Genomic DNA, 23,209 nt, shown 5'->3' on the forward strand with positions numbered 1-23,209 from the left:
ATGACTACAGCTCTGCAAGAGCAGAATGCACAGTCTTCGGCAGTCGCCGGTCGTGTCGTGCGCGTCATCGGTCCGGTGGTGGACGTGGAATTCCCACGCGAGGCACTTCCGGCCCTGTACAACGCACTCCACGTCGAGATTAAGCTCGAAGCTGTGGCAAAGACCGTCACCCTCGAGGTCGCTCAGCACCTCGGTGACAACCTCGTTCGTACCGTGTCCATGGCACCTACCGATGGCCTCGTTCGTGGCGCCGAGGTAGTCGACTCCGGAGAGCCTATCTCCGTTCCCGTCGGCGACGTCGTCAAGGGCCACGTCTTTAACGCCCTCGGTGACTGCCTCGATGAGCCAGGCCTCGGCCGCGATGGCGAGCAGTGGGGCATCCACCGCGAGCCACCAGCGTTCGACCAGCTCGAGGGCAAGACCGAGATTCTCGAGACCGGTATTAAGGTCATTGACCTGCTGACCCCTTACGTTAAGGGCGGCAAGATTGGCCTCTTCGGCGGTGCAGGTGTGGGTAAGACGGTCCTGATTCAGGAAATGATTACCCGTATTGCCCGCGAGTTCTCCGGTACGTCGGTCTTCGCCGGCGTCGGCGAGCGCACCCGTGAGGGCACCGATCTCTTCCTGGAAATGGAAGAGATGGGTGTTCTGCAAGATACCGCCCTTGTCTTCGGCCAGATGGACGAGCCACCAGGAGTTCGTATGCGCGTGGCCCTGTCCGGCCTGACCATGGCGGAGTACTTCCGCGATGTGCAGAACCAGGACGTGCTGCTGTTCATCGACAACATCTTCCGTTTCACCCAGGCCGGCTCCGAGGTATCCACCCTGCTGGGTCGCATGCCTTCCGCCGTGGGTTACCAGCCAACCTTGGCTGATGAGATGGGTGTGTTGCAGGAGCGCATTACCTCCACCAAGGGTCGTTCCATTACCTCTCTGCAGGCCGTTTACGTGCCTGCCGATGACTACACTGACCCGGCCCCAGCCACGACCTTCGCCCACTTGGATGCGACGACCGAGCTGGACCGTGCCATTGCTTCTAAGGGTATTTACCCGGCAGTGAACCCGCTGACCTCTACCTCTCGTATCCTCGAGCCAGGCATTGTGGGCGAGAAGCACTACGAGGTAGCACAGCGCGTCATCGGTATTCTGCAGAAGAACAAGGAACTGCAGGACATCATCGCCATCCTTGGTATGGACGAGCTGTCTGAAGAAGACAAGGTGACCGTGCAGCGTGCCCGCCGTATCGAGCGCTTCCTGGGCCAGAACTTCTTCGTCGCGCAGAAGTTCACTGGTCTGGAGGGGTCCTACGTGCCGCTGCAGGACACCATCGATGCCTTCGAGCGCATCTGCAACGGTGAGTTTGACCACTACCCAGAGCAGGCCTTCAACGGCTTGGGTGGCTTGGACGATGTCGAAGCTGCATACAAGAAGTTGAACGAGAAGTAGGGAGAGGCACATGGCTGACATCACCGCCGAATTGGTTTCCGTCGAGCGCTCATTGTGGTCTGGTCAGGCCTCCATAGTGACGGCTGAGACCACCGAGGGTGAGATCGGCGTGCTTCCCGGTCACGAGCCTGTGATCGGTCAGTTGATCGACAATGGCGTAGTGACCATCCACCCAGTTGATGGCGCGCGGCGCGTTGCCGCCGTCCAGGGTGGCTTCCTCTCCGTTACCCAGGACAAGATTACCGTCCTCGCTGATTGGGCCATCTGGTCCGATGAGGTGGATGAGGCCCAGGCGGAAGAGGACTCCTCTTCGGCTCATGAGCTCACCAAGTCCCGCGGTGAGGCTGCATTGCGTGCACTTCGCCGCGCAGCAAAGGCTGAATAAACCTTGGATTGGTAGGAGAGGGCAGCAATAGCCGCCCTTCCTGCTCTCAGAAAAGCGCACTGGAATGTATCCGGTGCGCTTTTTCACGTTTTCTTTGCCTTTTCTTATTGGCGCGGAGGCGGAATCAGGCGCTACAATCCAAATAATTGTTCTTTCACTAACCAAGGATGGCGTGTGGAGCCCATGAATTCAACGGTTATCTCGGTGGTCCTGTGGGCCTTAGCGTTGGTGGTATTGCTAGTAGTTCTGCTGGCGGCCCTGCGATTTTTTACTCTGCGCTCGCGCGGAACCGCGGTGTTGTTGCGCTCAATGCCGGCGAAGGATAGCTTTTCTTGGCGCCATGGCGTGCTGCGCTATACCGGAGAAGTTGTTGAATATTTCAAACTGCGCTCTGTATTTCCGCGCTATAACCTGTGGTTTAATCGCCTCGACATCACCATTTTGAACTCTCGTTCTTTGGATGATGACGAGGCTTCTTTCATGTCTGATGCCACCGAGGTAGTGCACTTTAGTACCGGGGATGCGGAATACGAGCTGGCTTCCGATGCCCGCGGGATCATGGCCTTCGAAGCCTGGGTCGAGGCTGCGCCGTCCAAGCGGCAACAGCGCTTTGATTACAAGCAATTGCGGGAGCGAGCCACCCGGCAGTCCAAGCGCCAATAGCAACAGGCTAGGGTAGTAGCCATGCGCTTAGTAATCGCCCGTTGTTCAGTTGATTACGTGGGACGGCTCGACGCCCACCTGCCCTTGGCGGACCGCCTGCTCATCGTCAAAGCAGACGGCTCGGTATCGGTGCATGCCGATGACCGCGCGTATAAGCCCCTCAATTGGATGACGCCGCCGTGTACGGTGAGTGAATCCGTCATCGAGGACGTGGATGGCAATGACACCGGCGAGGTCTTGTGGCTAGTGGAAAACCCGAAGGGTGAGCAATTGCGCATCACTATCGCGGAAATCCACGAGGATATCTCCTACGAGATGGGCGAAGACCCCGGCCTGGTAAAGGACGGCGTGGAGGCGCACCTACAGGAGCTTTTGGCCGAAAAGATCGACACGCTGGGTTCTAATTTCACCCTCGTGCGCCGCGAGTACCCCACGGCCATTGGCCCGGTAGACATCATGGCTAAAGATGCTGATAACCGGAATGTTGCCGTGGAGGTCAAGCGCCGCGGCGGGATCGACGGAGTAGAGCAATTGACCCGCTACCTCGAGCTATTGAACCGCGATGAACTAATCGCTCCGGTATCTGGCATTTTTGCTGCGCAAGAGATTAAGCCACAGGCCCGAACGCTTGCCGAAGACCGCGGCATCCGCTGCGTGGTCTTGGATTACCAAGAGCTGCGCGGGCTCGAGTCGAAAGAATTGCGGTTGTTTTAATGCCACGGCGAAATAGGCGGAAACCACAGGAATTCCGGCCGCTGCCCAAGGACGGCTCTACCTTCCTTGGTTCGCAGACGGTCGAGGGCCCCAGCTGGACGCACGGGGAGCCGTATATCATGCGGCACATCGGTTCAGCGCGGGCGCAAAAATTCTATATTTGCCCGGGGTGTAACCAAAATATTCCGCCTGGGGTTGCCCACATCGTCGCCTGGCCGCGCGATACCGGCAGGCAGGGCGATGACCGCCGTCATTGGCACCGGCATTGCTGGGAGCGAAGGTAGACTTACGGGCATGATTGTTGCATTTTCAGTAGCACCCGCAGTGGTGGATAATGACTCCGGCGAGATGGCCGATGCCGTGGCGGAGGCGGTCCGCGTGGTGCGGGAATCCGGCCTGCCTAATGAAACCAACGCCATGTTTACCCTTGTAGAAGGCGAGTGGGACGAGGTTTTCGGCACGATTAAGAAGGCCACCGAAGCGGTACGTGCGGTATCGCCGCGCACCTCGTTGGTTATTAAGGCCGATATCCGCGAAGGCGTGACGAATCAGTTGACAGATAAAGTAGACGCCGTGAATCGTCGTTTAGCTAAGGAGGATTAATGACTTCTGCGAATAATGCTTATGTAGGCGGCGCCCTCGATCTCAGCCAGGTCAAGGCCCGTGCGGAAGCCCGCCAGCAGGCACAAGAGCAGCCGCAGTCTAACGGAGTCCAGCCATTTTTTACCGTCACCGAGGCGAATTTCGAGACCGAGGTGGTGCGCCGCTCCACTGAGGTGCCGGTCGTCGTCCTCATTGGCACCTCGCGCTCTACCCAATCCGACCAGCTGAAGCAGGACCTGCAGGAATTAGCTGCGGCGGGAAACCTAAGCTTCCTCGTAGGCTACGTGGATGCGGATGCCACTCCACAGGTCGCGCAGGCCTTCGGCGTGAAGAACCTGCCCACCGTGGTAGCCATTGGCGCAGGCCAACCGCTGACCAATTTCGAGGGAGCGCAGCCGAAGGAGGCCCTCAAGCAGTGGCTGGATAGCTTGGTAGAAAACGTCGGACCGCAGCTGAAGGGGCTCGAGGCTGCACCGGCCGCAGCGGAGGAGGAAGAAGAGGACGACCCTCGCCTGCAGGAGGCAGAATCGTTCCTGAACTCCGGCGATTTCGATGGCGCGATCAAGGTCTACGAATCCATCTTGGAAGCGGAACCGGATAATACGCAGATTAAGCAGGCGCGGGACACAACGAAGCTTTTAAAGCGGCTGGACCCGGCCAATCAAACCGAGGACCCGATTGCTGCTGCGGATGGGGATAAGGGGGACATCGGCAAGCAAATGCGTGCCGCCGATGCCGAAGTGGTGGCAGGTGCCCCTGAAAAGGCCTTTGACCGCCTCATCGAGGCCATGAAAGTCACCGCCGGCGATGAGAAGGCGCAGCTCAGGGAACGCCTGCTCGAGCTCTTCGGCCTCTTTGCCGGCAATGATCCGCGCGTTCTTGAGGCGCGCACGAAGCTGGCGAGCGCTTTGTATTAAAGTCCGCAGAGCTGTGTCAATTACTGCGGGCGGTGAATAGATCAGTCACAATGGAAGGCGTGAACGACGTAACCCCAACTGATCAAGACTGGCTCATCGACTTCCGTGGCGTGGAGCTTCGCCGCGGTGGCAAGAACTTGGTAGGGCCCGTGGACTGGCAGGTCGAGCTCGATGAACGCTGGGTCATCATCGGGCCGAACGGTGCCGGAAAGACCTCCCTGGTGCGCATGGCGGCCGCGGAGGAATTTCCCTCCAAGGGCACGGCCTTTTTGATGGGCGAGCAAATTGGCAAGACCGATATGCGTGATCTGCGCGCGCTGATTGGTCTTTCCTCCGCCGCCGTGCAATCGCGCATTCCCGCGGATGAGCGGGTCTATGACCTCGTCATTTCTGCCGGTTACGCGGTCTTGGGCCGGTGGCGCGAAGAATACCAAGACATGGACTTTTCCCGCGCCGATGACATCTTGGCCCAGGTCGGCGCCAGCCACTTAAAGGATCGCACGTGGACGACGCTTTCGGAAGGCGAGAAGAAGCGCGTCATCCTCGCCCGCGCTTTGATGTCCAATCCGGAGCTGCTCATCCTGGATGAGCCTTCTGCTGGCATGGACCTCGGCGGGCGCGAAGATCTCGTGGGATACTTGGGCGATCTCGCGATGGATCCGGATGCCCCGGCCATCGTCATGATTACCCACCACGTGGAAGAAATCCCGTACGGCTTTACCCACGCGATGCTTCTGGATGAAGGAGAAGTAGTAGCGAAGGGGCTCATTAACTCCGTGCTGACCTCGGAGAACCTATCCCAGGCCTTCCACCAGCCCATTCAGGTAGATCGCATTGGGCAGCGGTACTTTGCCCGCCGGATATATTAATGAACAACCAGATTCATGACCAGCTCGATGCGATCGACGCCAGCGATACCACCGGGTTCAATGGTGGGCGCATGGCGGCGACCGTGCTCTTGCTTCGCGATGGCCCCGACGGGCTCGAGGTCTGGGTCCAAGAACGCGTGAGCACCATGCGCAACTACCCAGGCCATGCCGTATTTCCTGGCGGTGGGGTAGACCCGCGCGATTTCCCACCGCGTTCGTGGGATTCCGGTGATTTGTGGGCCGGAAAGTCCGTTGTGGCTATGGCTCGGCGGATGGGAGTCACCAAATACAAGGCCCACGCCCTCGTCTTCGCCGCGGCCCGCGAGCTCTTCGAGGAATCTGGTACCTTGTTTGCGATCCGGGATGACGGCACGATTTCTAATGCGCGCCGGTATCACCGAGAGAGACGTCTCTTGGAAAGCCACACCATCTCCTTCACCGAGTTCCTTAGCAATAACGGGATGCGCGTCGATGCCGATATGCTCCTTCCCTGGGCCCGCTGGGTGGGGCAAAGCAAAAACCATTGGTTTGATACTTTTTTCTTCGTCGGCCTGCTTCCGAGCGGGCAGGAGCCGGACGGGGACACTCACGAAGCAGATGATGCCGGATGGTTTTCGCCGCAGCTTATCTTGGAGGGCTGGCGGGCAGGCCTCGTCCGCCTCGTAGTTCCTACATGGGCGCAAATGCAACGGTTATGCAAGTACTCGACCGTCCAGGAGGTGCTTGATGATGCCTCCTCGTCCGACCTTCGCCCCGTCATCGGCGATCCCCGCGATGACCCGCAGTATGCGGAATATTTCGCCACCACCCCTACAGAGCGCATATGAGTTTTAACCTCGATGAAGTCCGTTTCTTAAGCGAGCACAACGCTGAACTGGCTAGCTTGGACTTGGATCTGAGCAAGGCTTCGCAGCTGAAGGATCTAGAAAAGCTGAAAGCCGCCTACGGCGATTATGCGCGCTGCGCCATGGAGCTACTTACTGCCCGGCGGGGAGGAAAACTGCCTGAGACCTGGCTTATGGATGCCGATTCCGCCCAGCAAGCCACCCCGCTGTCGGTTGCGCGCTATCGGTCCGAGTTCCTGCGGCAGCGGGGAATGCGCACCGTGCACGATGTCACGTGCTCCATCGGTACCGAAGGCTATGGAACGAGCCTTGACTACTTCGGCTCCGATATCGATGCTTCGCGCCTTGCCATGGCCCGGCACAATTTGGCTTCTAACGTTTTCTTTCAAGCAGATGCACTCACTACGACCACCACGGCGGACGTCATTATCGCCGATCCCGCCCGCAGGAAGGCAGGGCGGCGGATTTCCCGCCCGGAGGATTTGCTGCCACCGCTGCCGGACCTAATCGCTGCGCACAGAGACGCACACGTGGCCATCAAGTGCGCACCCGGTCTCGATTTCAGTGACTGGGACGGATTGGTCACCGTAAGCAGCGTCAATGGAGCAGTTAAGGAGGCGTGCCTCTACACACCTGGCCTCGGCACGGGCAGGCACGCAGTGATGATTCAAGGTGAGTCAGTCGACGTTCTCACGGATGAAGAGCAAAACCTGCCAGAGGCCGGCGAGATCGGCACCTACCTCATTGATCCAGATGGGGCAGTGGTGCGCGCGGGCCTCGTGCAGCATTATGCGGCGCGCGAGGGATTGCGGCAGATCGATCCGCGAATTGCGTACCTGACGGGCGAACGCATTCCGCAGGGAACATCGGGATTTCCATTCATAGAAAAGGTCCCCCTAAAGCGCCTAAAATCTGTCCTAAAGGCCTATGATGCAGGCAGCCTAGAAATCCTTGTGCGCGGCGTCGATGTTGACCCTGACCAGCTAAGGAAACAGATGAAGTTGAAGGGATCGCGGCCTTTCGCGGTCATCATTACGCGAATTGGCTCACAGGGTATCGCGTTGCTCTGCCAACCCCGAGTATTATCGTCCGAAGATAATTACGCAAGATAAATCTATCGGAAAGGTGAGTGCCCCCAATGCCAACGATTGTGGCTCTGGTCAAGCATGTACCGGATACGTGGTCCACCAAATCTTTGGAGGATGACCACACCCTGGATCGCACCTCCGTGGACAACATCATTGATGAAATTAATGAATACTCCGTGGAACAGGCGCTACGCCTGCGCGATGAAAATCCGGATGAAAACTACCGTGTTGTCGCTTTAACGATGGGCCCCGCACAAGCAGATGAGGCCCTCCGCAAGGCGCTTGCGATGGGTGCAGATGACGCGGTCCTCGTATCCGATGACGCCCTAGCCGGCGCCGATGCACTGTCTACCGCGTGGACCCTGAACGCAGCAATTAACACGCTAGAGGATGTCCAATTGATCACCTTGGGCAATGAGGCTTCCGATGCCTCCACCGGAACGCTCGCGGGACTGCTCGCTGAATACCGCCAATTGCCTGCATTGACTGAGCTGCACAAGGTGGAGCTTTCGGGCAGCGCGGTAAAAGGCAACCGCGAAGACGCCCGTGGAACCTGGGAGATCGAGGCAGCCCTTCCCGCGATTATTTCCGTCACCGATAAGGCGGATAAGCCGCGTTTCCCCAACTTCAAGGGACTTATGGCTGCAAAGAAGGCAGAGATCACCACTTTGAACGTGGCGGACCTAGGCATCGAAGCCATTGCGCCCACCACGACCGTTACCGAATCTTCCAAGCGCCCGCCGCGCACGGCCGGCGAGGTTATCTCGGAGCCGCAGCCGCAGGATGCTGCGAAGAAGATTGCTGACTTCCTAGCCGCAAAGAACTTGATTTAGGAGTAAAAATGTCTCACGTTTACGTACTTGTTGAACACGATGCAGACAGCATTCTCCCCGTCACCGGTGAGCTCATTACCGCCGCACGCGAATTGGGTACGGTGTCTGCGGTGGTCGTCGGCAAGCAGGCAGATGCCTTCGATGCAGAGCTAGCTGCCCTCGGCGCCGCCCAGGTGGTGCAGGCAACGGCGGAGGATTATGACCAGCGCCTGGTGACCCCTGAGGTTGATGCATTGCATGCCCTGGGCACAGCCAATCCGGCGCCCATCGTCTTGGCCGCCAGCCCGACGAATAACGAGGTTGCGGGCCGCCTGTCCGCTCGTCTGGCTTCCGGTGCGCTCGCCAATGTGGATTCCATCAAGGCGGATGGCTCTGCAACCATGACCATTTTCGGTGGCACCTACGAGACCACCTCGCAGGCTTCCGGCAGCTGCCCGATTTATACCCTGCAGCCGGGTTCGGTTGTGGCGGAGCCCCAGCAGGTCGAAACTCAAGCGGCCCCAATGCCGCTTCCTGTGGCAACCGCGAAGGATGTCAAGGTTAATTCCTTTACTCCTGCCGAAAAATCCGCCCGTCCCGAGCTCACCGCAGCCAAGGTCGTGGTTTCCGGCGGCCGCGGCGTGGGCGATAACTTCGCCGAGATCGTTGAGCCGCTTGCCGATGCCCTCGGTGGCGCCGTCGGTGCCACCCGCGACGCCGTCGATGAAGGCTTCTACGATGCCACCCACCAGGTGGGCCAGACTGGCGTGACCGTGTCGCCAGATCTCTACATTGGCTTGGGCATTTCCGGTGCCATTCAGCACACCTCGGGCATGCAGACCTCCGGCACCATCGTGGTGGTCAACCAAGACCAGGATGAGCCGTTCTTCCAGATTGCGGATCTTGGCGTCGTCGGTGACCTGCACGAAATCGCCCCAGCCCTGACCGAGGAATTGAAGGCGCGCCAGTAATGCCGCACTATTTCGACTACGCAGCAACCCAGCCGATGCGCCAATCCGCCATCGACGCATGGGTTGCCGCCTCCGGCTCGCTCAACTCCAGCGCCCAGTACGCCTCTGGCCGCAGGGCACGCTCCGTGCTTGACGATGCCCGCGAGAAAGTCGCCGCCCTCCTTGGGTGCGAACCCATCGAGGTCGTCTTTACCTCCTCTGGCACCGAGGCGGATAATATCGCTATCCAGGGCCTTTATGCTGTAGGCAATACCAACCGCATCATCTCGACGGATATTGAGCACCCAGCCGTGCGCGATACCGTGAGCAAGCTTGCCCAAGCCGGCGCCACCGTGGACCTGCTCCCCGTGGACCGCAGCGGGCATATCAGCGATGGGGGCGCCTTCGCGAAACCTGCCGATCTTGCCACCTGCATGTGGGCCAATAACGAAACCGGTGTGATTCAGCCCATCGAGGAGCTTGCCTCCCTCGCGCAACAATCCGGTATTCCTATGCACGTGGATGCGGTGCAGGTAGCGGGCAAGCTGCCCATCAATTTTGCGGAATTGGGCATCACGACGCTCGCCGCCAGCGCCCACAAGTTTGGCGGCCCGCGCGGCATCGGCGTGCTGTTGGCCAAGCGCACCCCAGCGCCGCAGCCGATTTCCTATGGCGGCGGCCAAGAGCGTGGACTACGCCCAGGCACCGTGGACGTCGCCAGTGCCTCGGCGCTCGCCGCTGCCTTGGAAGAGTCGATCGCCGAAAGCGCTGCCGAGGGCGAGCGCATCGCTGGACTCCGGAACAAGCTGCGGGATGGGATCCTTTCTTCCATTGACAACGTCGTGGTGAATTCCACCGAGCCATGCTTGCCGTCGCACCTACATGTTTCTTTCCCCGGCACTGATGGCGACAGCCTCATCATGCTGCTGGATTCGCTGCAGATTGAGGCATCGACTGGCAGCGCCTGTAGCGCAGGCGTCAACCGCATGTCCCATGTGCTTTCTGCAATGGGCGTCAGCGAGGATGAAGGAATCGGCTCCCTTCGGTTTACCTTGGGGCGCCTTACCTCTGAAGACGATGTGGATTACGTGCTCGCGCACTTGCCAGATGTCGTTGCTCGGGCCCGCACGGTCTAGGTATCAGCCCTTTCTTTGGCAGCATTGCGCCGCGCGGTGATTGCCTGGGCAACGGTGAGCGCCCAGTTCTTATTCTTCGCCGCTAGCGGCCCCTGCGGTTCATCGTATTCCCACCGTCCGTCTTGGAAGAGCCAGATAATGTCCCCGCTGTGCGGATCCATGATGTAAAAGGCGCTTTTATCCGTTTTTACGTTGTGGTGGTGCTGGCACAGCGAGGCCAAGTTTCCCGCCGTTGTTTTTCCTCCCTCTGAGAAATCGATCCTGTGATCCTTCTGGCACCTGTAGGCCGGGCGGTTGCACCCCGGCCAGCGACACACACCATCGCGGCCCTCTACATAGGCACCGATGAGCGGCGGCGTGGAGTAGGCCGGACTTACCCTTGTTGCCGCTTGGTCCATATCCCGTGTCGTAGTCGGGGTTAGCCGGTCTGCGGTATCTGGGTGAACCCAGCCATAGCCCCGGATAAAACCGGGAGCCGCTTTTATATCGCTGGCGCGATACATATAAAGGTGCACCTGAGATTTATCCTCGACGGTTCCGAGGATCAGCTGGGCCAGGGCATCGGCCTTGCTGATTCCGTGTTCTTCCGCTGTGCGCTGAACAACCTCGTCAATGAGGATGAGCGCGTCTTCGTCGAACTCTACGTTTAACCCTGCTCGTCCGCCCGCGGTGGGGTAGATGAAATAGGATTCATTTCGCACGTCCTCTTCCTCGGAGTCCTTGTCTCCCGTAGTGTCCGGGGATTCCATCGTGATGAGCCCATTGAGCTTTCGACGCAGGGCAGCGTTCGATGGAAAACTTTGGCCCGGCTTTGTGGGAGTGAGGTACTTTTCCAGTTCGGCGTCTATGCGCTGGAGGACGCTGTTGTCTACTTCTCCCAGCTTGCTCAAGACCGCATCAATGGTGATAAGCCGAGAGAAATCGAGGAAGTAGTAGGTTTCCTGCAGCAGTTGGGTGCGTGGCAATTCCTCTAAGCGGTACAGGGCCATGGTGATATCCCTCGTGCGCCTCTCGCTTAAGCCGGTGCGACCCGCCAAGGTATGGCACGAGATATCGAAATCGTCTTCTAGGCTTGGTTTAATTTCCTTCCAGAGTAGGTAGTCGGACTTTCTATTGCAGGTGGCACTAACCGCGATGTCATCGTGTGGGTCAGTGATGAGGTAGTAGGGATCCACGGCGATTATCCCCCGAATTTCGCACTAAGTTTCTAATTTCCATAGCTCCACCATAAGCCGCTCACTCAACCCTCGCAAGCCGAAAAGCGAAAATATGTTCTAAATAGTACATTTCCAACGAGTTTGTCTACGCGAGTGAAAAATTTGTCTCTAAGGTGCGTGTGTTGCAAATGTGGTTAGTGTGAATGATTGTTAAACTCTCGCGCATGACAACTATGAGGGCACTCCGCAAGAGCATCATCGCGGTTATCGCTGCAGTTGCAGTCACGGTAAGCGGGACCGCTGCCGCACAGGCAGCATTGGGAACCAGCGCACCAAAAGGTATTGATATTGCTGCCCACCAGCACCCAGGTGGCATGCCTATTGACTGGAATAAGGTGAAGTCTGATGGCCAGTCCTTTGCCTTTGTGAAGGCAACTGAGGGTGGGGACTGGATTAACCCGCACTACGTCAAAGATATTCAAGCCGCCAATCTGCATGGCCTGAAGACCGGCGCATACCACTATGCGCGTCCAGCTGGCGATGCGAAGACGCAGGCCGCAAACTTTGCCACGCAGATTGCATTGGCGCCGAATCAGACGTTGCCGCCGGTGCTCGATATCGAGGTTTCCGAGGGCAAGTCCGCCTCCCAGTTGGAGAGCTGGATCGAGGAATTTACCAGAGAGCTCAAGCGCCTGACCAACCGCACGCCAATGATTTATACCTATAAGTACTTCTGGATCGGTGAGATGAATAACTCCCAGAAGTTCTCCAATATGCCACTGTGGTTGGCGGCATACCAGGATGAAGCGCCGGATCCAGTGGGTGGGTGGAAGAACCTGTCCTTCTGGCAGCGCTCCGGATCGGGCAAGGTTGCAGGTATTCCAACCGATGTGGATTTGAACCTCTTCAATGGCACGAAGCAGCAGCTTGATTCCTTTAGTGGCGGCAATTACGTCGATATCGGCGGCGCGCTCGATAGCCTCGTGCTTGATGATGGCGTCGATCTGAGCGCCGATAGCACTCCGCTGATTGGTGCAATCTTTGCCCTTGCGGCTGGCCTTATTGCAATGCCCCAGCTTGCCGATGCCGCCAAGGACGCCGGCCTCGATGCCCAAGCTGCTGAGGGCTTGGCAGCCTTTGTGAAGACCTTGGAAGACGAGGACGCTCTGCCTCTCAAGCAGCTTGGCAAGATGGCAGTCGGTGACTTCACCGTCGGTGACTTGGCGATGTTGCTAGAAAACGCTGGCCATGTCAATGGCGTCGACGCAGGCGAGGTCTCTGGAGCTCAGGTAGAAGAAGCCAAGGATGCGGCGAAGAAGGCCGGTGCCGATGTCCCCGACTTCGACGCTAATCAGGTGGCCGAGCTGCTCAATCGTGTACTGAAGTAGCTCCCGCAAAGAATTTCCGGGTCCAGCTTTCATCCTTAAAGTGAGCTGGGACGGCCCCGCCTAAGAGTGCCTTTGCCAGCTGAGCGGCTTGGACCGAGCCCTCAGCTGGCAGTTCTGTGTCTGAGGCCAGCAAGATGATGTTTCCATACCGGCGCCCTTTGAGCATGGGCGGGTCAGCGATTACAGCGAGGTGTTCGAAGACCTCAGAAAGCCCGGCCAGCTCTTCCTTAGCCAAGTGGAGATCCGAGTGATCGCCGCAGTTCGCCACGTAGAGGCCGCCGGCAGACAGGGATGCTTTAGCCGCTTGGAAAAACTCCACAGTGGTTAGGTCTTTCGGGGTTTTATCCCCAGCGAAGACATCGCGGATAATGATATCGCGGCTGGCGGGCAGAAAACCTTCGGTTTCCTTTCGGGCATCGCCGGGGCGGATCTTGACGGTGGGGGAGCGGGGGACATCGAAAAGATCGCGGACTAATTCGCCCAGTTTGGCATCGAGCTCGACTACCGTATGGCGGCTGTCCGGCCACAGGTCGGCAAAATAGCGCGGGAGTGAGCAACCTGCCCCGCCGAGGTGGGTAACGCGCAGTTTATTGGGCGAGACCGTATTAAGCTGTTCTACCGCCGCTGCGATCCAGCGCATGTACTCAAAGTCGAGTTCCTGCGGCTCGCCCAGCACGATATGGCTGCTAGGAACGCCATTGACGTTAAGGATATAGGCCCCGTCGCGGAATTCATCCGGCACAACCTCGGCGGTGCCGGTGGAGATCTCGTAGGTGCCGGTGATGCCTGACCTGTTCGCGGCTCGCTTTCTACCCATGGGGTTCAAGCTTAGGGAATGGAATCGATTTAAGCTGCGTTGGGGCAAGGGAGTACACTTTCGGGCCTGTAGTCGAGGTATTTAAAGGGGAATGCAATGCGAGTATTGGTAGCAATGTCTGGCGGCGTAGACTCATCTGTCGCCGCCGCCCGCGCGGTGGAGGCTGGCCACGATGTCGTCGGCGTGCACCTGGCGCTGCATAAGGACGCGCAGCAAACGCGCGAAAAAGCCCGCGGCTGCTGTTCGCTGGAGGACTCCGCCGATGCCCGCCGCATTTGCGATAAGTTGGGCATTCCGTTTTACGTCTGGGACTTTTCGGAGGAATTCAAGGAAGAGGTCATCACGGACTTCGTGGATTCCTATGCCCGCGGTCAAACCCCGAATCCTTGCCTGCGCTGCAATGAGAAGATCAAATTCCGCGCATTGCTGCAAAAGGGCATGGCCCTGGGCTTTGATGCCGTTGCGACCGGCCACTACGCCACGCTTGATGATGACGGTTATATGCGCCGCTCCAAGGATGAGAATAAGGACCAGTCTTATGTGCTCGGCGTCATTTCCGCCGAGGAGCTGGACCACTGCTTTTTCCCCATCGGTGATACCCCTAAGCCGCAGATCCGCGAAGAGGCTGCGGCGCACGGTTTTTCCACGGCGAAGAAGCCGGATTCCTATGACATCTGCTTCATTCCTGACGGCAATACCCAGCAGTTCCTTGGATCGCGCATCGGGCTTCGCCCCGGCATGATCGTGGACCAAGAGGGCACGGAGCTTAAGGAACATGATGGCGCGTGGAACTACACCATCGGCCAGCGCAAGGGCTTGGACATCAAAGCCCCGGCTGCTGATGGCCGCCCGCGCTACGTCACCGATATCGATGCTGCAACGGGTACGGTGACCGTCGGCGCGCGCGAGGACCTGGCGGTCACCGCCATTCGCGCCGATCGCCTGAAGTACCTGCACCCTGGCATGGATGGCGACTTCGAGTGCGAGGTGCAGGTCCGCGCGCACGGTTCCGTCGTGCCGTGCATCGCCCACGTGGACCGCGCCGCGGATTCGATGCGCCTAGAGCTCAAGGAGCCACTGTCTGGCGTTGCCCGTGGACAGGCGGCGGTGCTGTACCTGCCGTCCCCAGATGACCTCGGCGATATCGTCATTGGTTCCGGCACCATTTGCGAGACCGTGTAAATGACCGGATTCGCACTCGGGCCCATGCCCGGCACGTCCATGTCGGAGGCAGCGGACATCATCATGGGCGAGACCGAGCTTCCCGCCATCCCGCAGCTGCCGGAACGCGGCTTGGGCTCCGATTCGGTAGGGCGCACCGCCAGTATGCTCGAGGCCATCACCATCGACCGCGGGCCTCGTTCGTGGCGTATGACGGCCCGGCCCCAGCTGCTTACCCGCCGTGCGTGGGATCGCCTCGCGCGCGACCTCGATGAGGTGCAGCAGGTGTGGGGAGAGACCGTGCCTCGCATCAAGGTGCAGGCGCTTGGCCCATGGTCACTAGCGGCCAGCATCGAGCTTGCCGATGGCCACCGCGTCCTCACTGATTCCGGTGCCTTTGCGGAGCTTTCCGATGCCCTGCTGCACGGTATCCGCACCCACGCCGCCGACGTCGCACGCCGCTTCCACGGCGAGGTCGTGGTGCAACTGGATGAGCCGCTGCTTGCCGATGTCATCGCCGGCCGCATTCCAGGAACCACCGACTTTGATTCGATCCCCGCCGTCCCTGATGAGGTGGCACTCGAGACCCTCCTGCGCTTTGAGGCGGATTATCTCCATGCTCCGCCGCTGTGGTCGGTGGCTGGGGCTGCGAAGACATTCCTCGTTGATGCGCGCTACCGCGACCGCCTTTCTACCCCTAAGCATTTCGACGGGATGGGCGAGCACTTGTCCGAAGGCCGCCGGGTCGGCGTCGCACTTTCCGGCACTAACGCGCGGGACGAGGCGATTTCACTTGCCCGCCATCTGGATCGCATCGGTATGCCGCGTGAGCTGCTCGTGGACCAGTTTGATGTGTTTCCGGCTTGGGCATCGGCAAGCTCATTGCGCTCTGTAACCGAGACCGCCGAGATCCTCACCCGCGATGCGGGCGACCTTTAAGCTGCGCGCCCGAGGCTATCTGTCTTCGGAGACTTTTCACTGCGGTCTGTGTATATACGCCAGGCGACGGCGCCCATGTGTAGGGAGCAAGCGGTTACGAGGGCGTACCACCAGCCATAATTGACTAGGCTGTACCACGGAGCCGCGTTACCAATGAAGGCGATCACGGCGATGCTGATAATCGCCGACGTGATAAGCATCCCCGGGGAAGATGGTTTCTTGAGCGCTTTCCACGTTCCCCAGATTTCGGATGCTGTGATGGCGGCAAAGATTAGGGTGGTAATCATTGTAATTCCTTAAATCTCATCAAATAGCGCTTGGGCGAGGTCACTAGTCCACGCCGGGGTGTCATTATTGGCGAAGGCTGCGCGCTTATTTTTCGGGTCGATGATGAGCATCGTCGAGTAGCCACCCGTTCCGCCGTCGTGCCAGAAGCTTTGGTTGTCTTCACTTTTTTGCCAGCCAAAGGCCATATCGCCGTTATCCATAATCCACTCGGCGAAAGCTGCCATGTCATGTGCGGTTGACCGTAGTGCGCCCGCTGCGGCATTGCTGCCTCCCATCTCCCATGGATCGGCCTCCCGGCCGGTGGCAGTAAGGCCCCGTGGGGCATCATCGGGGACAGATCCTGGGGTCATGAGGTAAGTCTCCGTCATTCCGGCAGGTTGCAAGATCCTCTCGTGGAGCAGTTCTTCATAGGATGTATCGGCTGCCGTTTCTAGGAGGTGGCCGAGCAGTCCATACCCCATATTGGAATAAGACTCTGTTCCACGATCTTTAAGATCCGCTTCGGTGGCGGCATCGAGGATATCTTGGGTTGTTTCTCCTGCGTAGGGATTAGCACCTGTGACGGCCGTGATTGCATCAGCGAAAATATTCCCTTGTGCTAGCCGGGGCAATCCTGAGGTGTGGTTGAGCAACTCTTGTACCGTGACCTCGGAAATGGGTGCTTGGCCAACATCCAGGACTTCGCCCACGGTGGTATCAAGGCTTATCTTTCCTTCTTCCACAAGCTGGTGAGCTAATTCTGCGGTGAACATCTTGGTCACAGAACCGATTTCTACCTCGGTGTGTTCATCCGCGCCAAGTCCTGCGAAGGTGGCTTTCCCATCGTGCAGCGTGAAGGCGGTGAGATTATTGAAACCCGCCTCGGTGTGTTTGCGCAGTGTGGCGGAAAGTTCGGCGTCGCCGGTTTCCGTGGTGGCCACAGCGATCCGCTGCGGGCCAATAATGAGTAAGAGGGCCGCTGACATAAAGGTGGCGGTGATGGCTAGCGCCATGTTTCGCTTTTGCATTAGTGATCCTCGCTTGCGGTAATGATCGTGAGCAGGGGGATGACGCGGGCCGCTCGGATTGAGTATTGCCCGTGTGTCTTGGTGGTCCAGCCACCATTAGTAAGCGCACTGAGGTGGTGGTAGGCGGTGCCGGTGGAGGTGACGATTTCCTCTTCCACCAGTTCTGTGGCGGTGGCTGGTGCGCTAAGGAGGCGGCGCAGGATTTCACCGCGCACGGGGTGCGCCAATGCGGCGAGGCGGTCGAGATTGTCGGACCAGTCTCCAGCGGTCACCGTGTTTGTTGGGCGCTGCCATTGGTAGACATAGGAACCAAGGCCGGTGGTGATGTTGCCGCCAAAAATGACGGACCCTTCAGGAAGTTGGTCAGAAGGTTCAAGCGCATCCGCGAGCCACATGGTGGACTCTCCCGCGGATGATTCGACGGGATCAGGTGCGGGGTTTTCGAGTTTTGTGACGCGAGCCTCGAGATGGGCAATACGCGATTCTAAGGAATCCATATTTCTAGAATTCCAAAACTCTAGAAATATGGCAAGGGGATTAGGAAATGAGCGGCCACGCCGTCGAGACATCAGATGCATCGCGGCCCTTGCCCTCAAGGTACTTCTTGAAGGCGACGCGATCCTCGTACCATTTGACTGCTTGGAATTCCATGAGCTCGTTTTCGTCCATCTGCGCGAGGTTGGGGTAGTGCTGGCGCACCTGCTTCCAGGCCACGCGGGCGGCAGCGAGGGCATCGGCAGTGGCCTCGTGCGCATTGCCCAATTCCACGCCGTAGTGCTCGCACACCGCGCCGAGGGTGCGCTTTCCCTTGCGCCACTTATCGCTCACGCGGTCAATGACGTACGGATCGAAGACAGGGCCTGTGACCGTGAAATCGCCGGTAAGGCTGCGCAGGACGGTAAGATCAAAAGCCGCGTTATAGACGATGAGCGTCAGGCCGTCCTCCCACGCGGACTTGATGGCATCAACCGTGTCCTTGAGGACCTCCTCGTGCGGACGGCCTTCTGCCTGGGCCTTTTCCGTTGTGATCCCATGCACGTCGGTGGCGGCTTGGGGGATCTCGATGCCAGGATCCGCAAGGTGCTCCACCTTCTGGACATCGCGGCCGTCAATTCGGACTAGGGCAGAGGTAACGATGCGGGCGTCTTTGGGGTTGGCGGAGGTGGTCTCAAGGTCGAAGGCGAGCATGCGGGAGGCGTCGAAGTTCATGGTCCATACCTTAGTAGCTAGCCCGGACATGGGGGACCGCTAGACTTGGATACCGTGACTAATCCAGCTGATGTGCAACGTGAATGGAACGACCTGGCGCAGGAAGTGCGCCGCCACCGCAACCTGTATTACAACGGTGAACCGGCAATTCCCGATGCCGACTTTGATGCGCTTTTCCAGCGCCTGATGGACCTAGAAAAGCAGCACCCGGAGCTGGCGGTTCCGGATTCGCCCACCCAGCAAGTAGGTGCAACGCCGAATGCTGGCGAGGATATCGAGCACCTCGAGCGTATGATGAGCCTCGATAACGTCTTTAGCGCCGGTGAGATGCAGGACTGGCTGGATAGGACGCCCGCCAAGACTTACCTGACGGAGCTGAAGATCGATGGCCTCTCCATCGACTTGGTCTACCGCAACGGGCGCTTGGACACGGCCGCTACCCGAGGCGATGGCACCGTGGGCGAGGAGATTACCGCCAATGCGCGGGTCATTTCTGATATCCCGCACGAGCTTACGGGCACCGATGAGTACCCAGTCCCGGAACTTATTGAAATCCGCGGCGAGGTCTATATGCGCCCGGAGGACTTCGAAGAGATCAATGAGGAGCGCGCGTCAGACGGCAAGGCGCGGTTTGCCAACCCCCGCAATGCTGCGGCCGGCGGATTGCGCATGAAGGATCCCGCCGAGGTAAAAAAGCGCCGCCTACGCATGGTGTGTCACGGTCTAGGCGCGCGCGAGGGATTTTCCCCCTCCTCCCAGCACGATGCCTATAAGGCCATCGCCGCGTGGGGCTTGCCCGTCTCGCCCTATACCACGCAGGTTCACTCCGCCGCGGAAGTGCAAAAGGAAGTATCTTACTGGGCCGAACACCGCCACGATGCGATTTTTGAAATGGATGGGCTCGTGGTCAAGGTGGACGATTTGGGCTCACAGCGCCAGCTCGGGGCGACCTCCCGCGCACCGCGCTGGGCCATTGCCTATAAGTACCCGCCGGAAGAGGTAACAACAAAGCTGAAGAACATCGAGGTCGGCGTGGGGCGTACGGGGCGCGTTACCCCCTTTGCCATCATGGAACCGGTCTTTGTCTCCGGCTCCACGGTATCCATGGCCACCCTGCACAACCAGTCCGAGGTCAAGCGCAAGGGCGTGCTTATCGGGGATACCATTATTATCCGCAAGGCCGGGGAAATCATTCCTGAGGTACTAGGCCCCGTGCGCGAACAGCGCGATGGCAGCGAATACGAATGGAGCTTTCCCACGCAGTGCCCAGCCTGCGGCACGACGCTCGCCCCACAAAAGGATGGCGATGCTGACTGGCGATGCCCCAATACCCAATCCTGTCCAGCCCAACTTTCCGCACGCCTGGAATACCTCGCCTCCCGCAAGGGCCTCGATATCGAGGCACTGGGGGAGAAGGGAGCCATGGACCTCATTGAGAACGGCATCCTCACCGATGAATCCGAGCTCTTTGAGCTAACGGAAGAAAAGCTGCTTGCTTCCGATGTCTATACGGCCAAGCGCGATACGAAGGATAAGCGCAGCAAAAAAGAGGGCAACGTCAAGGTCAATACCGCGGGCAAGAACCTGCTGCAGAACTTAGAAGAGGTCAAAGACCGCGACTTCTGGCGCGTGCTGGTCTCGCTATCCATTCGCCACGTCGGCCCCATTGCCGCCCGCGCCTTGGCAGCGCGTTACGGCTCCATGGAGAAGCTGCGTGCCGCTAAGACCGAGGATCTTGCAGAGGTAGACGGAGTGGGTGCGGTCATCGCGGAATCCTTCCACGCCTGGTTCGAGGTGGATTGGCACCGCACCATCGTTGAGAAATGGGCGGAGGCTGGCCTCGCTATGGAGGTAGCCGCCGAGGACAGGAAAGAACAGACCCTAGAGGGCCTGACCATCGTTGTCACCGGCAGCCTCGAAGACTTCACGCGCGATTCCGCCAAGGAAGCCATCATTAGCCGCGGCGGAAAGGCAACCGGGTCCGTATCGAAGAAAACCTCCTACCTCGTCGCTGGGGCCAATGCCGGCTCCAAGGAGGACAAGGCCCGCGACCTTGGCGTGCCTATCTTGAATGAGGAGCAATTCCACACGCTCTTAAACACTGGGGAGGTGTAGACACACCGCGCCGGGCTTATTTGAGGAAGGCACCCAAAATCGTGCCGATGTGGCCGAGGTGCTCGACCTCAGAGGCCAGGTATTCCGGCCCGCCGGTGCGGCCCATGGCGATGACCATCCCGGTATCTCCCAGGGGAGCGGCGGCCAGGGCGGAATCGAGCAGCGCCCAGCTTTCTGGCACCCATTCGTCCTTATCGGGGTGCAAGGTGCGCGCGCTGTCGATGTTGAGATCGACCGGAATCGTATCGTCATCGGCAGGGGCCGCGTTTGAGGAGGCCACGCGGTGAATGGGCTCATTATTGTCAATGACGATGGCCCACGTGGAGGTCGCCGCCTTCGGGATGGCCGCGACGACTTCCTCCATCGCTGCCGTGACATTGGAGGCATTGGCGGCAACGCGCGCTAATAACTCGATCTGCCCGCGCCGGTCCACGCGGCCGCTGAAGGGCCGAATGGAATCTACTTCCACGCCATGAACAGAGGCGGCGGCGGTAATTAAGGCATCGGCCATAGCGTCTGCGGGGAGCTCAATGACAATGTTATCCATGACGGTGCCATCCGGGAAGGATTCTACGATGTCAACGGATTGGATATTGCCCTCAACCAGCCCGAAGGCCTCCGAAAGCTGGCCCAAACTACCAGGGGTATCGGGAAGCAGGACACGGATTAGGTAAGACATTAAGTCGCACGCTTTCAGTAGCTTGTAGTCCCATTTACGATACCTGGGTCACAGTGCGGCGTTCAAGGGGCAATAATTCGGGGTGACTCGGCAACCGCGCGGGTTGGTGCAGTATCATGGAGCCTTAGCAATTTACATAGTACGCGCGGGAAAATAATTTTCACCTGCGCGCCGATTATGGAAAAAGGATGGAGTTCGCGTGTCTGAGATTTCGCGTGATGAGGTAGCCCACCTTGCCAAGCTTTCCCGCCTGGCATTAAGCGATGAAGAGCTAGCCCAATTCGCAAGCCAGATTGATGAAATTGTTGATTCCGTTTCCGCAGTAAGGAACGTGGACACTGAAGGCGTGGAACCGATGAGCCACCCGCACTCCGTGGATGCACCGATGCGCGAAGACGTCATCGTGCGCACCCTTACCGCCGAGCAGGCCTTGGACCAAGCGCCGGCCGTGGAAGATGAGCGATTCGTCGTGCCGCAGATTTTGGGAGGAGAGTAAATGACCAACGTTGTTGTACCTGCGGAGGGACTGACCTCTTTGACCGCCGCCGAGCTGGCGGACAAGATTCACGCGCGCGAGGTGACCTCCCGCGAGGTTACCCAGGCCTTTTTGGACCGCATTGCGGAAACCAATCCCGAACTTAACTCCTTCCTGCACGTGGGGCAGGAGGAAGCATTGGCGGCTGCCGATGCCGTGGATAAGGCCCTCGATGCCGGCGAAAAGCCCGCATCGGCATTGGCCGGCGTGCCGCTGGCCTTGAAAGACCTGCTGGTTACTACCGATGCCCCCACCACCGCCGCATCCAAGATGCTTGAAGGCTACATGTCTCCCTACGACGCCACGGTGACCAAGCGCCTGCGCGAGGCCGGCATCCCCATCCTTGGCAAGACGAACCTGGATGAGTTTGCGATGGGTTCGTCCAATGAGAACTCCGCCTTTGGCCCGGTTCACAACCCGTATGACACCGAGCGCACCCCGGGCGGTTCCGGCGGCGGTACCGCAGCGGCGCTGGCTTCGGGACAGGCTCCGTTGGGTATTGGTACCGATACCGGCGGATCCATCCGCCAGCCGGCGGCGCTCACCAATACCGTGGGCGTAAAGCCCACCTACGGCACGGTGTCTCGCTACGGCCTGATCGCGGCCGCGTCCTCGCTGGACCAGGCGGGTCCCTGTGGTCGTACCGTCCTGGATACCGCGCTCTTGCACGAGGTTATTGCCGGTCACGATGCCTTCGACGCCACATCTGTGGACAAGCCGGTTGCCCCCGTGGTGGAGGCCGCCCGCGAAGGCGCGAATGGGGACCTGAGCGGCGTCAAGGTAGGCCTTATCAAGCAATTCGAGCGCGATGGCTGGCAGGACGGCGTGATGGAGAACTACCACGCCGCCGTGGAACAGCTGCGCGAGCAGGGCGCGGAAATCGTCGAGGTGGACTGCCCGCACTTCGACGAGGCCTTGGCCGCCTACTACCTGATCATGCCGTGTGAGGTCTCGTCCAACCTGGCCCGCTTCGATGGCATGCGCTATGGCCTGCGTGCTGGCGATGACGGATCCCACTCCGCGGAGCAGGTCATGTCCCAGTCGCGCGCAGAGGGCTTCGGCCCCGAGGTCAAGCGCCGCATCATGCTGGGCACGTATGCGCTGTCCGTGGGCTACTACGATGCCTACTACCTGCAGGCGCAGCGCGTACGCACCCTCGTGGCCCAGGACTTTGCCCGCGCCTTCGAGCAGGTTGACGTGCTGGTCTCGCCGACCACCCCGACCACCGCGTTCAAGCTGGGGGAGAAGGCCGAAGACCCCATGGCGATGTACAACTTCGACCTGTGCACCTTGCCGCTCAACCTCGCCGGCCTGTGCGGCATGTCCGTGCCTTCCGGCATGGCAGCCGATACCAACCTGCCTACCGGTTTGCAGATCATGGCACCGGCTTTCCAGGATGATCGCCTGTACAAGGTGGGTGCGGCCTACGAAGCGAAGCGCCAAAACTTGCCGCGCTATTTAAAATAGTTGTCACTGTGAAATAGCT

Annotated in this window: 26 protein-coding genes; 19 read left to right on the plus strand and 7 right to left on the minus strand. The window is 59.3% G+C overall.

The genetic code is table 11. The annotated features are described in order from the left end of the window. The 13 genes from atpD to HMPREF1267_RS05585 all read left to right on the plus strand — a co-directional run bounded on the left by atpD (position 1) and on the right by HMPREF1267_RS05585 (position 10,428). On the plus strand, positions 1-1,446 hold the full coding sequence (gene atpD / locus HMPREF1267_RS05530) for a F0F1 ATP synthase subunit beta (RefSeq protein ID WP_005280201.1): 1,446 nt from the start codon (positions 1-3) through the stop codon (positions 1,444-1,446). Positions 1,447-1,456: 10 nt separating this feature from the next. Continuing rightward, a complete protein-coding gene (locus HMPREF1267_RS05535; protein WP_005280202.1) occupies positions 1,457-1,831 on the plus strand; it encodes a F0F1 ATP synthase subunit epsilon in 375 nt (124 codons plus the stop codon). 183 nt (positions 1,832-2,014) lie between these two features. After that, the gene (locus HMPREF1267_RS05540) at positions 2,015-2,494 is read left to right on the plus strand and encodes a DUF2550 domain-containing protein (protein ID WP_005280203.1); all 480 of its coding nucleotides are present in this window, start codon (positions 2,015-2,017) and stop codon (positions 2,492-2,494) included. A gap of 21 nt (positions 2,495-2,515) precedes the next feature. Further along, the gene (nucS, locus tag HMPREF1267_RS05545; RefSeq protein ID WP_005280206.1) at positions 2,516-3,208 is read left to right on the plus strand and encodes an endonuclease NucS; all 693 of its coding nucleotides are present in this window, start codon (positions 2,516-2,518) and stop codon (positions 3,206-3,208) included. Next, positions 3,208-3,492, plus strand: coding sequence for a hypothetical protein (locus HMPREF1267_RS13140; protein WP_081445490.1), 285 nt, complete (start codon positions 3,208-3,210; stop codon positions 3,490-3,492). Before nucS ends, HMPREF1267_RS13140 begins: the two co-directional genes overlap by 1 nt. 10 nt (positions 3,493-3,502) lie before the next feature. Then, positions 3,503-3,811, plus strand: a complete 309-nt coding sequence (locus HMPREF1267_RS05550; RefSeq protein WP_034653892.1) for a thiamine-binding protein — start codon at positions 3,503-3,505, stop codon at positions 3,809-3,811. Then, the gene (locus HMPREF1267_RS05555) at positions 3,811-4,728 is read left to right on the plus strand and encodes a tetratricopeptide repeat protein (RefSeq protein ID WP_005282433.1); all 918 of its coding nucleotides are present in this window, start codon (positions 3,811-3,813) and stop codon (positions 4,726-4,728) included. The genes HMPREF1267_RS05550 and HMPREF1267_RS05555 overlap by 1 nt, the downstream gene beginning before the upstream one ends. 50 nt (positions 4,729-4,778) lie before the next feature. Beyond that, complete coding sequence (locus HMPREF1267_RS05560; protein WP_023028676.1) at positions 4,779-5,597, plus strand: ABC transporter ATP-binding protein; 819 nt, start codon at positions 4,779-4,781, stop codon at positions 5,595-5,597. Continuing rightward, a complete protein-coding gene (locus HMPREF1267_RS05565) occupies positions 5,597-6,424 on the plus strand; it encodes an NUDIX domain-containing protein (protein WP_005282435.1) in 828 nt (275 codons plus the stop codon). The genes HMPREF1267_RS05560 and HMPREF1267_RS05565 overlap by 1 nt, the downstream gene beginning before the upstream one ends. Then, positions 6,421-7,554, plus strand: coding sequence for a class I SAM-dependent methyltransferase (locus tag HMPREF1267_RS05570; protein WP_023028677.1), 1,134 nt, complete (start codon positions 6,421-6,423; stop codon positions 7,552-7,554). Before HMPREF1267_RS05565 ends, HMPREF1267_RS05570 begins: the two co-directional genes overlap by 4 nt. A 26-nt stretch (positions 7,555-7,580) precedes the next feature. Beyond that, entirely contained in the window at positions 7,581-8,363 is a 783-nt protein-coding gene (locus tag HMPREF1267_RS05575) for an electron transfer flavoprotein subunit beta/FixA family protein (RefSeq protein WP_023028678.1), read from the plus strand. 8 nt (positions 8,364-8,371) lie between these two features. Continuing rightward, positions 8,372-9,313, plus strand: coding sequence for an electron transfer flavoprotein subunit alpha/FixB family protein (locus tag HMPREF1267_RS05580; protein ID WP_023028679.1), 942 nt, complete (start codon positions 8,372-8,374; stop codon positions 9,311-9,313). After that, a complete protein-coding gene (locus HMPREF1267_RS05585) occupies positions 9,313-10,428 on the plus strand; it encodes a cysteine desulfurase family protein (RefSeq protein ID WP_023028680.1) in 1,116 nt (371 codons plus the stop codon). Before HMPREF1267_RS05580 ends, HMPREF1267_RS05585 begins: the two co-directional genes overlap by 1 nt. On the opposite strand, the gene HMPREF1267_RS05590 is transcribed toward HMPREF1267_RS05585, so the two are convergent. Then, a complete protein-coding gene (locus tag HMPREF1267_RS05590; protein WP_023028681.1) occupies positions 10,425-11,603 on the minus strand; it encodes an HNH endonuclease signature motif containing protein in 1,179 nt (392 codons plus the stop codon). The two genes, HMPREF1267_RS05585 and HMPREF1267_RS05590, sit on opposite strands and share 4 nt — an antisense overlap. A gap of 206 nt (positions 11,604-11,809) precedes the next feature. On the opposite strand from HMPREF1267_RS05590, the gene HMPREF1267_RS05595 reads away from it, so the two are divergent. After that, the gene (locus tag HMPREF1267_RS05595; protein WP_034667045.1) at positions 11,810-12,973 is read left to right on the plus strand and encodes a glycoside hydrolase family 25 protein; all 1,164 of its coding nucleotides are present in this window, start codon (positions 11,810-11,812) and stop codon (positions 12,971-12,973) included. Here the strand turns inward: HMPREF1267_RS05595 and HMPREF1267_RS05600 are convergent. Next, on the minus strand, positions 12,954-13,790 hold the full coding sequence (locus HMPREF1267_RS05600) for a spermidine synthase (protein WP_023028683.1): 837 nt from the start codon (positions 13,788-13,790) through the stop codon (positions 12,954-12,956). The two genes, HMPREF1267_RS05595 and HMPREF1267_RS05600, sit on opposite strands and share 20 nt — an antisense overlap. 96 nt (positions 13,791-13,886) lie before the next feature. Between HMPREF1267_RS05600 and mnmA the strand changes: the two genes are divergently transcribed. Both mnmA and HMPREF1267_RS05610 read left to right on the plus strand, forming a co-directional pair. Then, on the plus strand, positions 13,887-14,972 hold the full coding sequence (mnmA, locus tag HMPREF1267_RS05605; protein WP_023028684.1) for a tRNA 2-thiouridine(34) synthase MnmA: 1,086 nt from the start codon (positions 13,887-13,889) through the stop codon (positions 14,970-14,972). Next, on the plus strand, positions 14,973-15,890 hold the full coding sequence (locus HMPREF1267_RS05610; RefSeq protein ID WP_023028685.1) for a hypothetical protein: 918 nt from the start codon (positions 14,973-14,975) through the stop codon (positions 15,888-15,890). Here HMPREF1267_RS05610 and HMPREF1267_RS05615 read toward each other — a convergent pair. The 4 genes from HMPREF1267_RS05615 to HMPREF1267_RS05630 are packed head-to-tail and all read right to left on the minus strand — an operon-like array spanning position 15,887 to position 18,394. Then, positions 15,887-16,177: a hypothetical protein gene (locus HMPREF1267_RS05615; protein ID WP_023028686.1), complete on the minus strand. Its 291-nt coding sequence runs from the start codon at positions 16,175-16,177 to the stop codon at positions 15,887-15,889. The genes HMPREF1267_RS05610 and HMPREF1267_RS05615 overlap by 4 nt on opposite strands. A 9-nt stretch (positions 16,178-16,186) precedes the next feature. Continuing rightward, entirely contained in the window at positions 16,187-17,185 is a 999-nt protein-coding gene (locus HMPREF1267_RS05620; protein WP_023028687.1) for a serine hydrolase, read from the minus strand. Further along, positions 17,185-17,682, minus strand: a complete 498-nt coding sequence (locus HMPREF1267_RS05625) for a helix-turn-helix transcriptional regulator (RefSeq protein ID WP_005282465.1) — start codon at positions 17,680-17,682, stop codon at positions 17,185-17,187. The genes HMPREF1267_RS05620 and HMPREF1267_RS05625 overlap by 1 nt, the downstream gene beginning before the upstream one ends. Before the next feature lie 40 nt (positions 17,683-17,722). Next, complete coding sequence (locus HMPREF1267_RS05630; protein ID WP_034666920.1) at positions 17,723-18,394, minus strand: 3'-5' exonuclease; 672 nt, start codon at positions 18,392-18,394, stop codon at positions 17,723-17,725. Positions 18,395-18,439: 45 nt separating this feature from the next. On the opposite strand from HMPREF1267_RS05630, the gene ligA reads away from it, so the two are divergent. Further along, positions 18,440-20,509 (plus strand): NAD-dependent DNA ligase LigA, encoded by a 2,070-nt coding sequence (gene ligA / locus HMPREF1267_RS05635; protein WP_084539225.1) that lies wholly within the window; start codon positions 18,440-18,442, stop codon positions 20,507-20,509. 16 nt (positions 20,510-20,525) lie between these two features. Here ligA and HMPREF1267_RS05640 read toward each other — a convergent pair whose 3' ends face one another. Further along, entirely contained in the window at positions 20,526-21,188 is a 663-nt protein-coding gene (locus HMPREF1267_RS05640) for a hypothetical protein (RefSeq protein ID WP_023028689.1), read from the minus strand. A 199-nt stretch (positions 21,189-21,387) separates the two neighbouring features. Between HMPREF1267_RS05640 and gatC the strand changes: the two genes are divergently transcribed. After that, positions 21,388-21,684 carry an Asp-tRNA(Asn)/Glu-tRNA(Gln) amidotransferase subunit GatC gene (gene gatC, locus HMPREF1267_RS05645; protein WP_005280231.1) on the plus strand — a complete coding sequence of 99 codons (297 nt, stop codon included), beginning with the start codon at positions 21,388-21,390 and terminating at the stop codon, positions 21,682-21,684. Then, positions 21,685-23,190 carry an Asp-tRNA(Asn)/Glu-tRNA(Gln) amidotransferase subunit GatA gene (gene gatA / locus HMPREF1267_RS05650; protein WP_023028690.1) on the plus strand — a complete coding sequence of 502 codons (1,506 nt, stop codon included), beginning with the start codon at positions 21,685-21,687 and terminating at the stop codon, positions 23,188-23,190. It abuts the gene before it with no gap. Positions 23,191-23,209 lie beyond the last annotated feature (19 nt).

It is taken from the genome of Corynebacterium sp. KPL1824 (assembly GCF_000478095.1).
Classification (GTDB): Bacteria; Actinomycetota; Actinomycetes; order Mycobacteriales; family Mycobacteriaceae; genus Corynebacterium; species Corynebacterium accolens.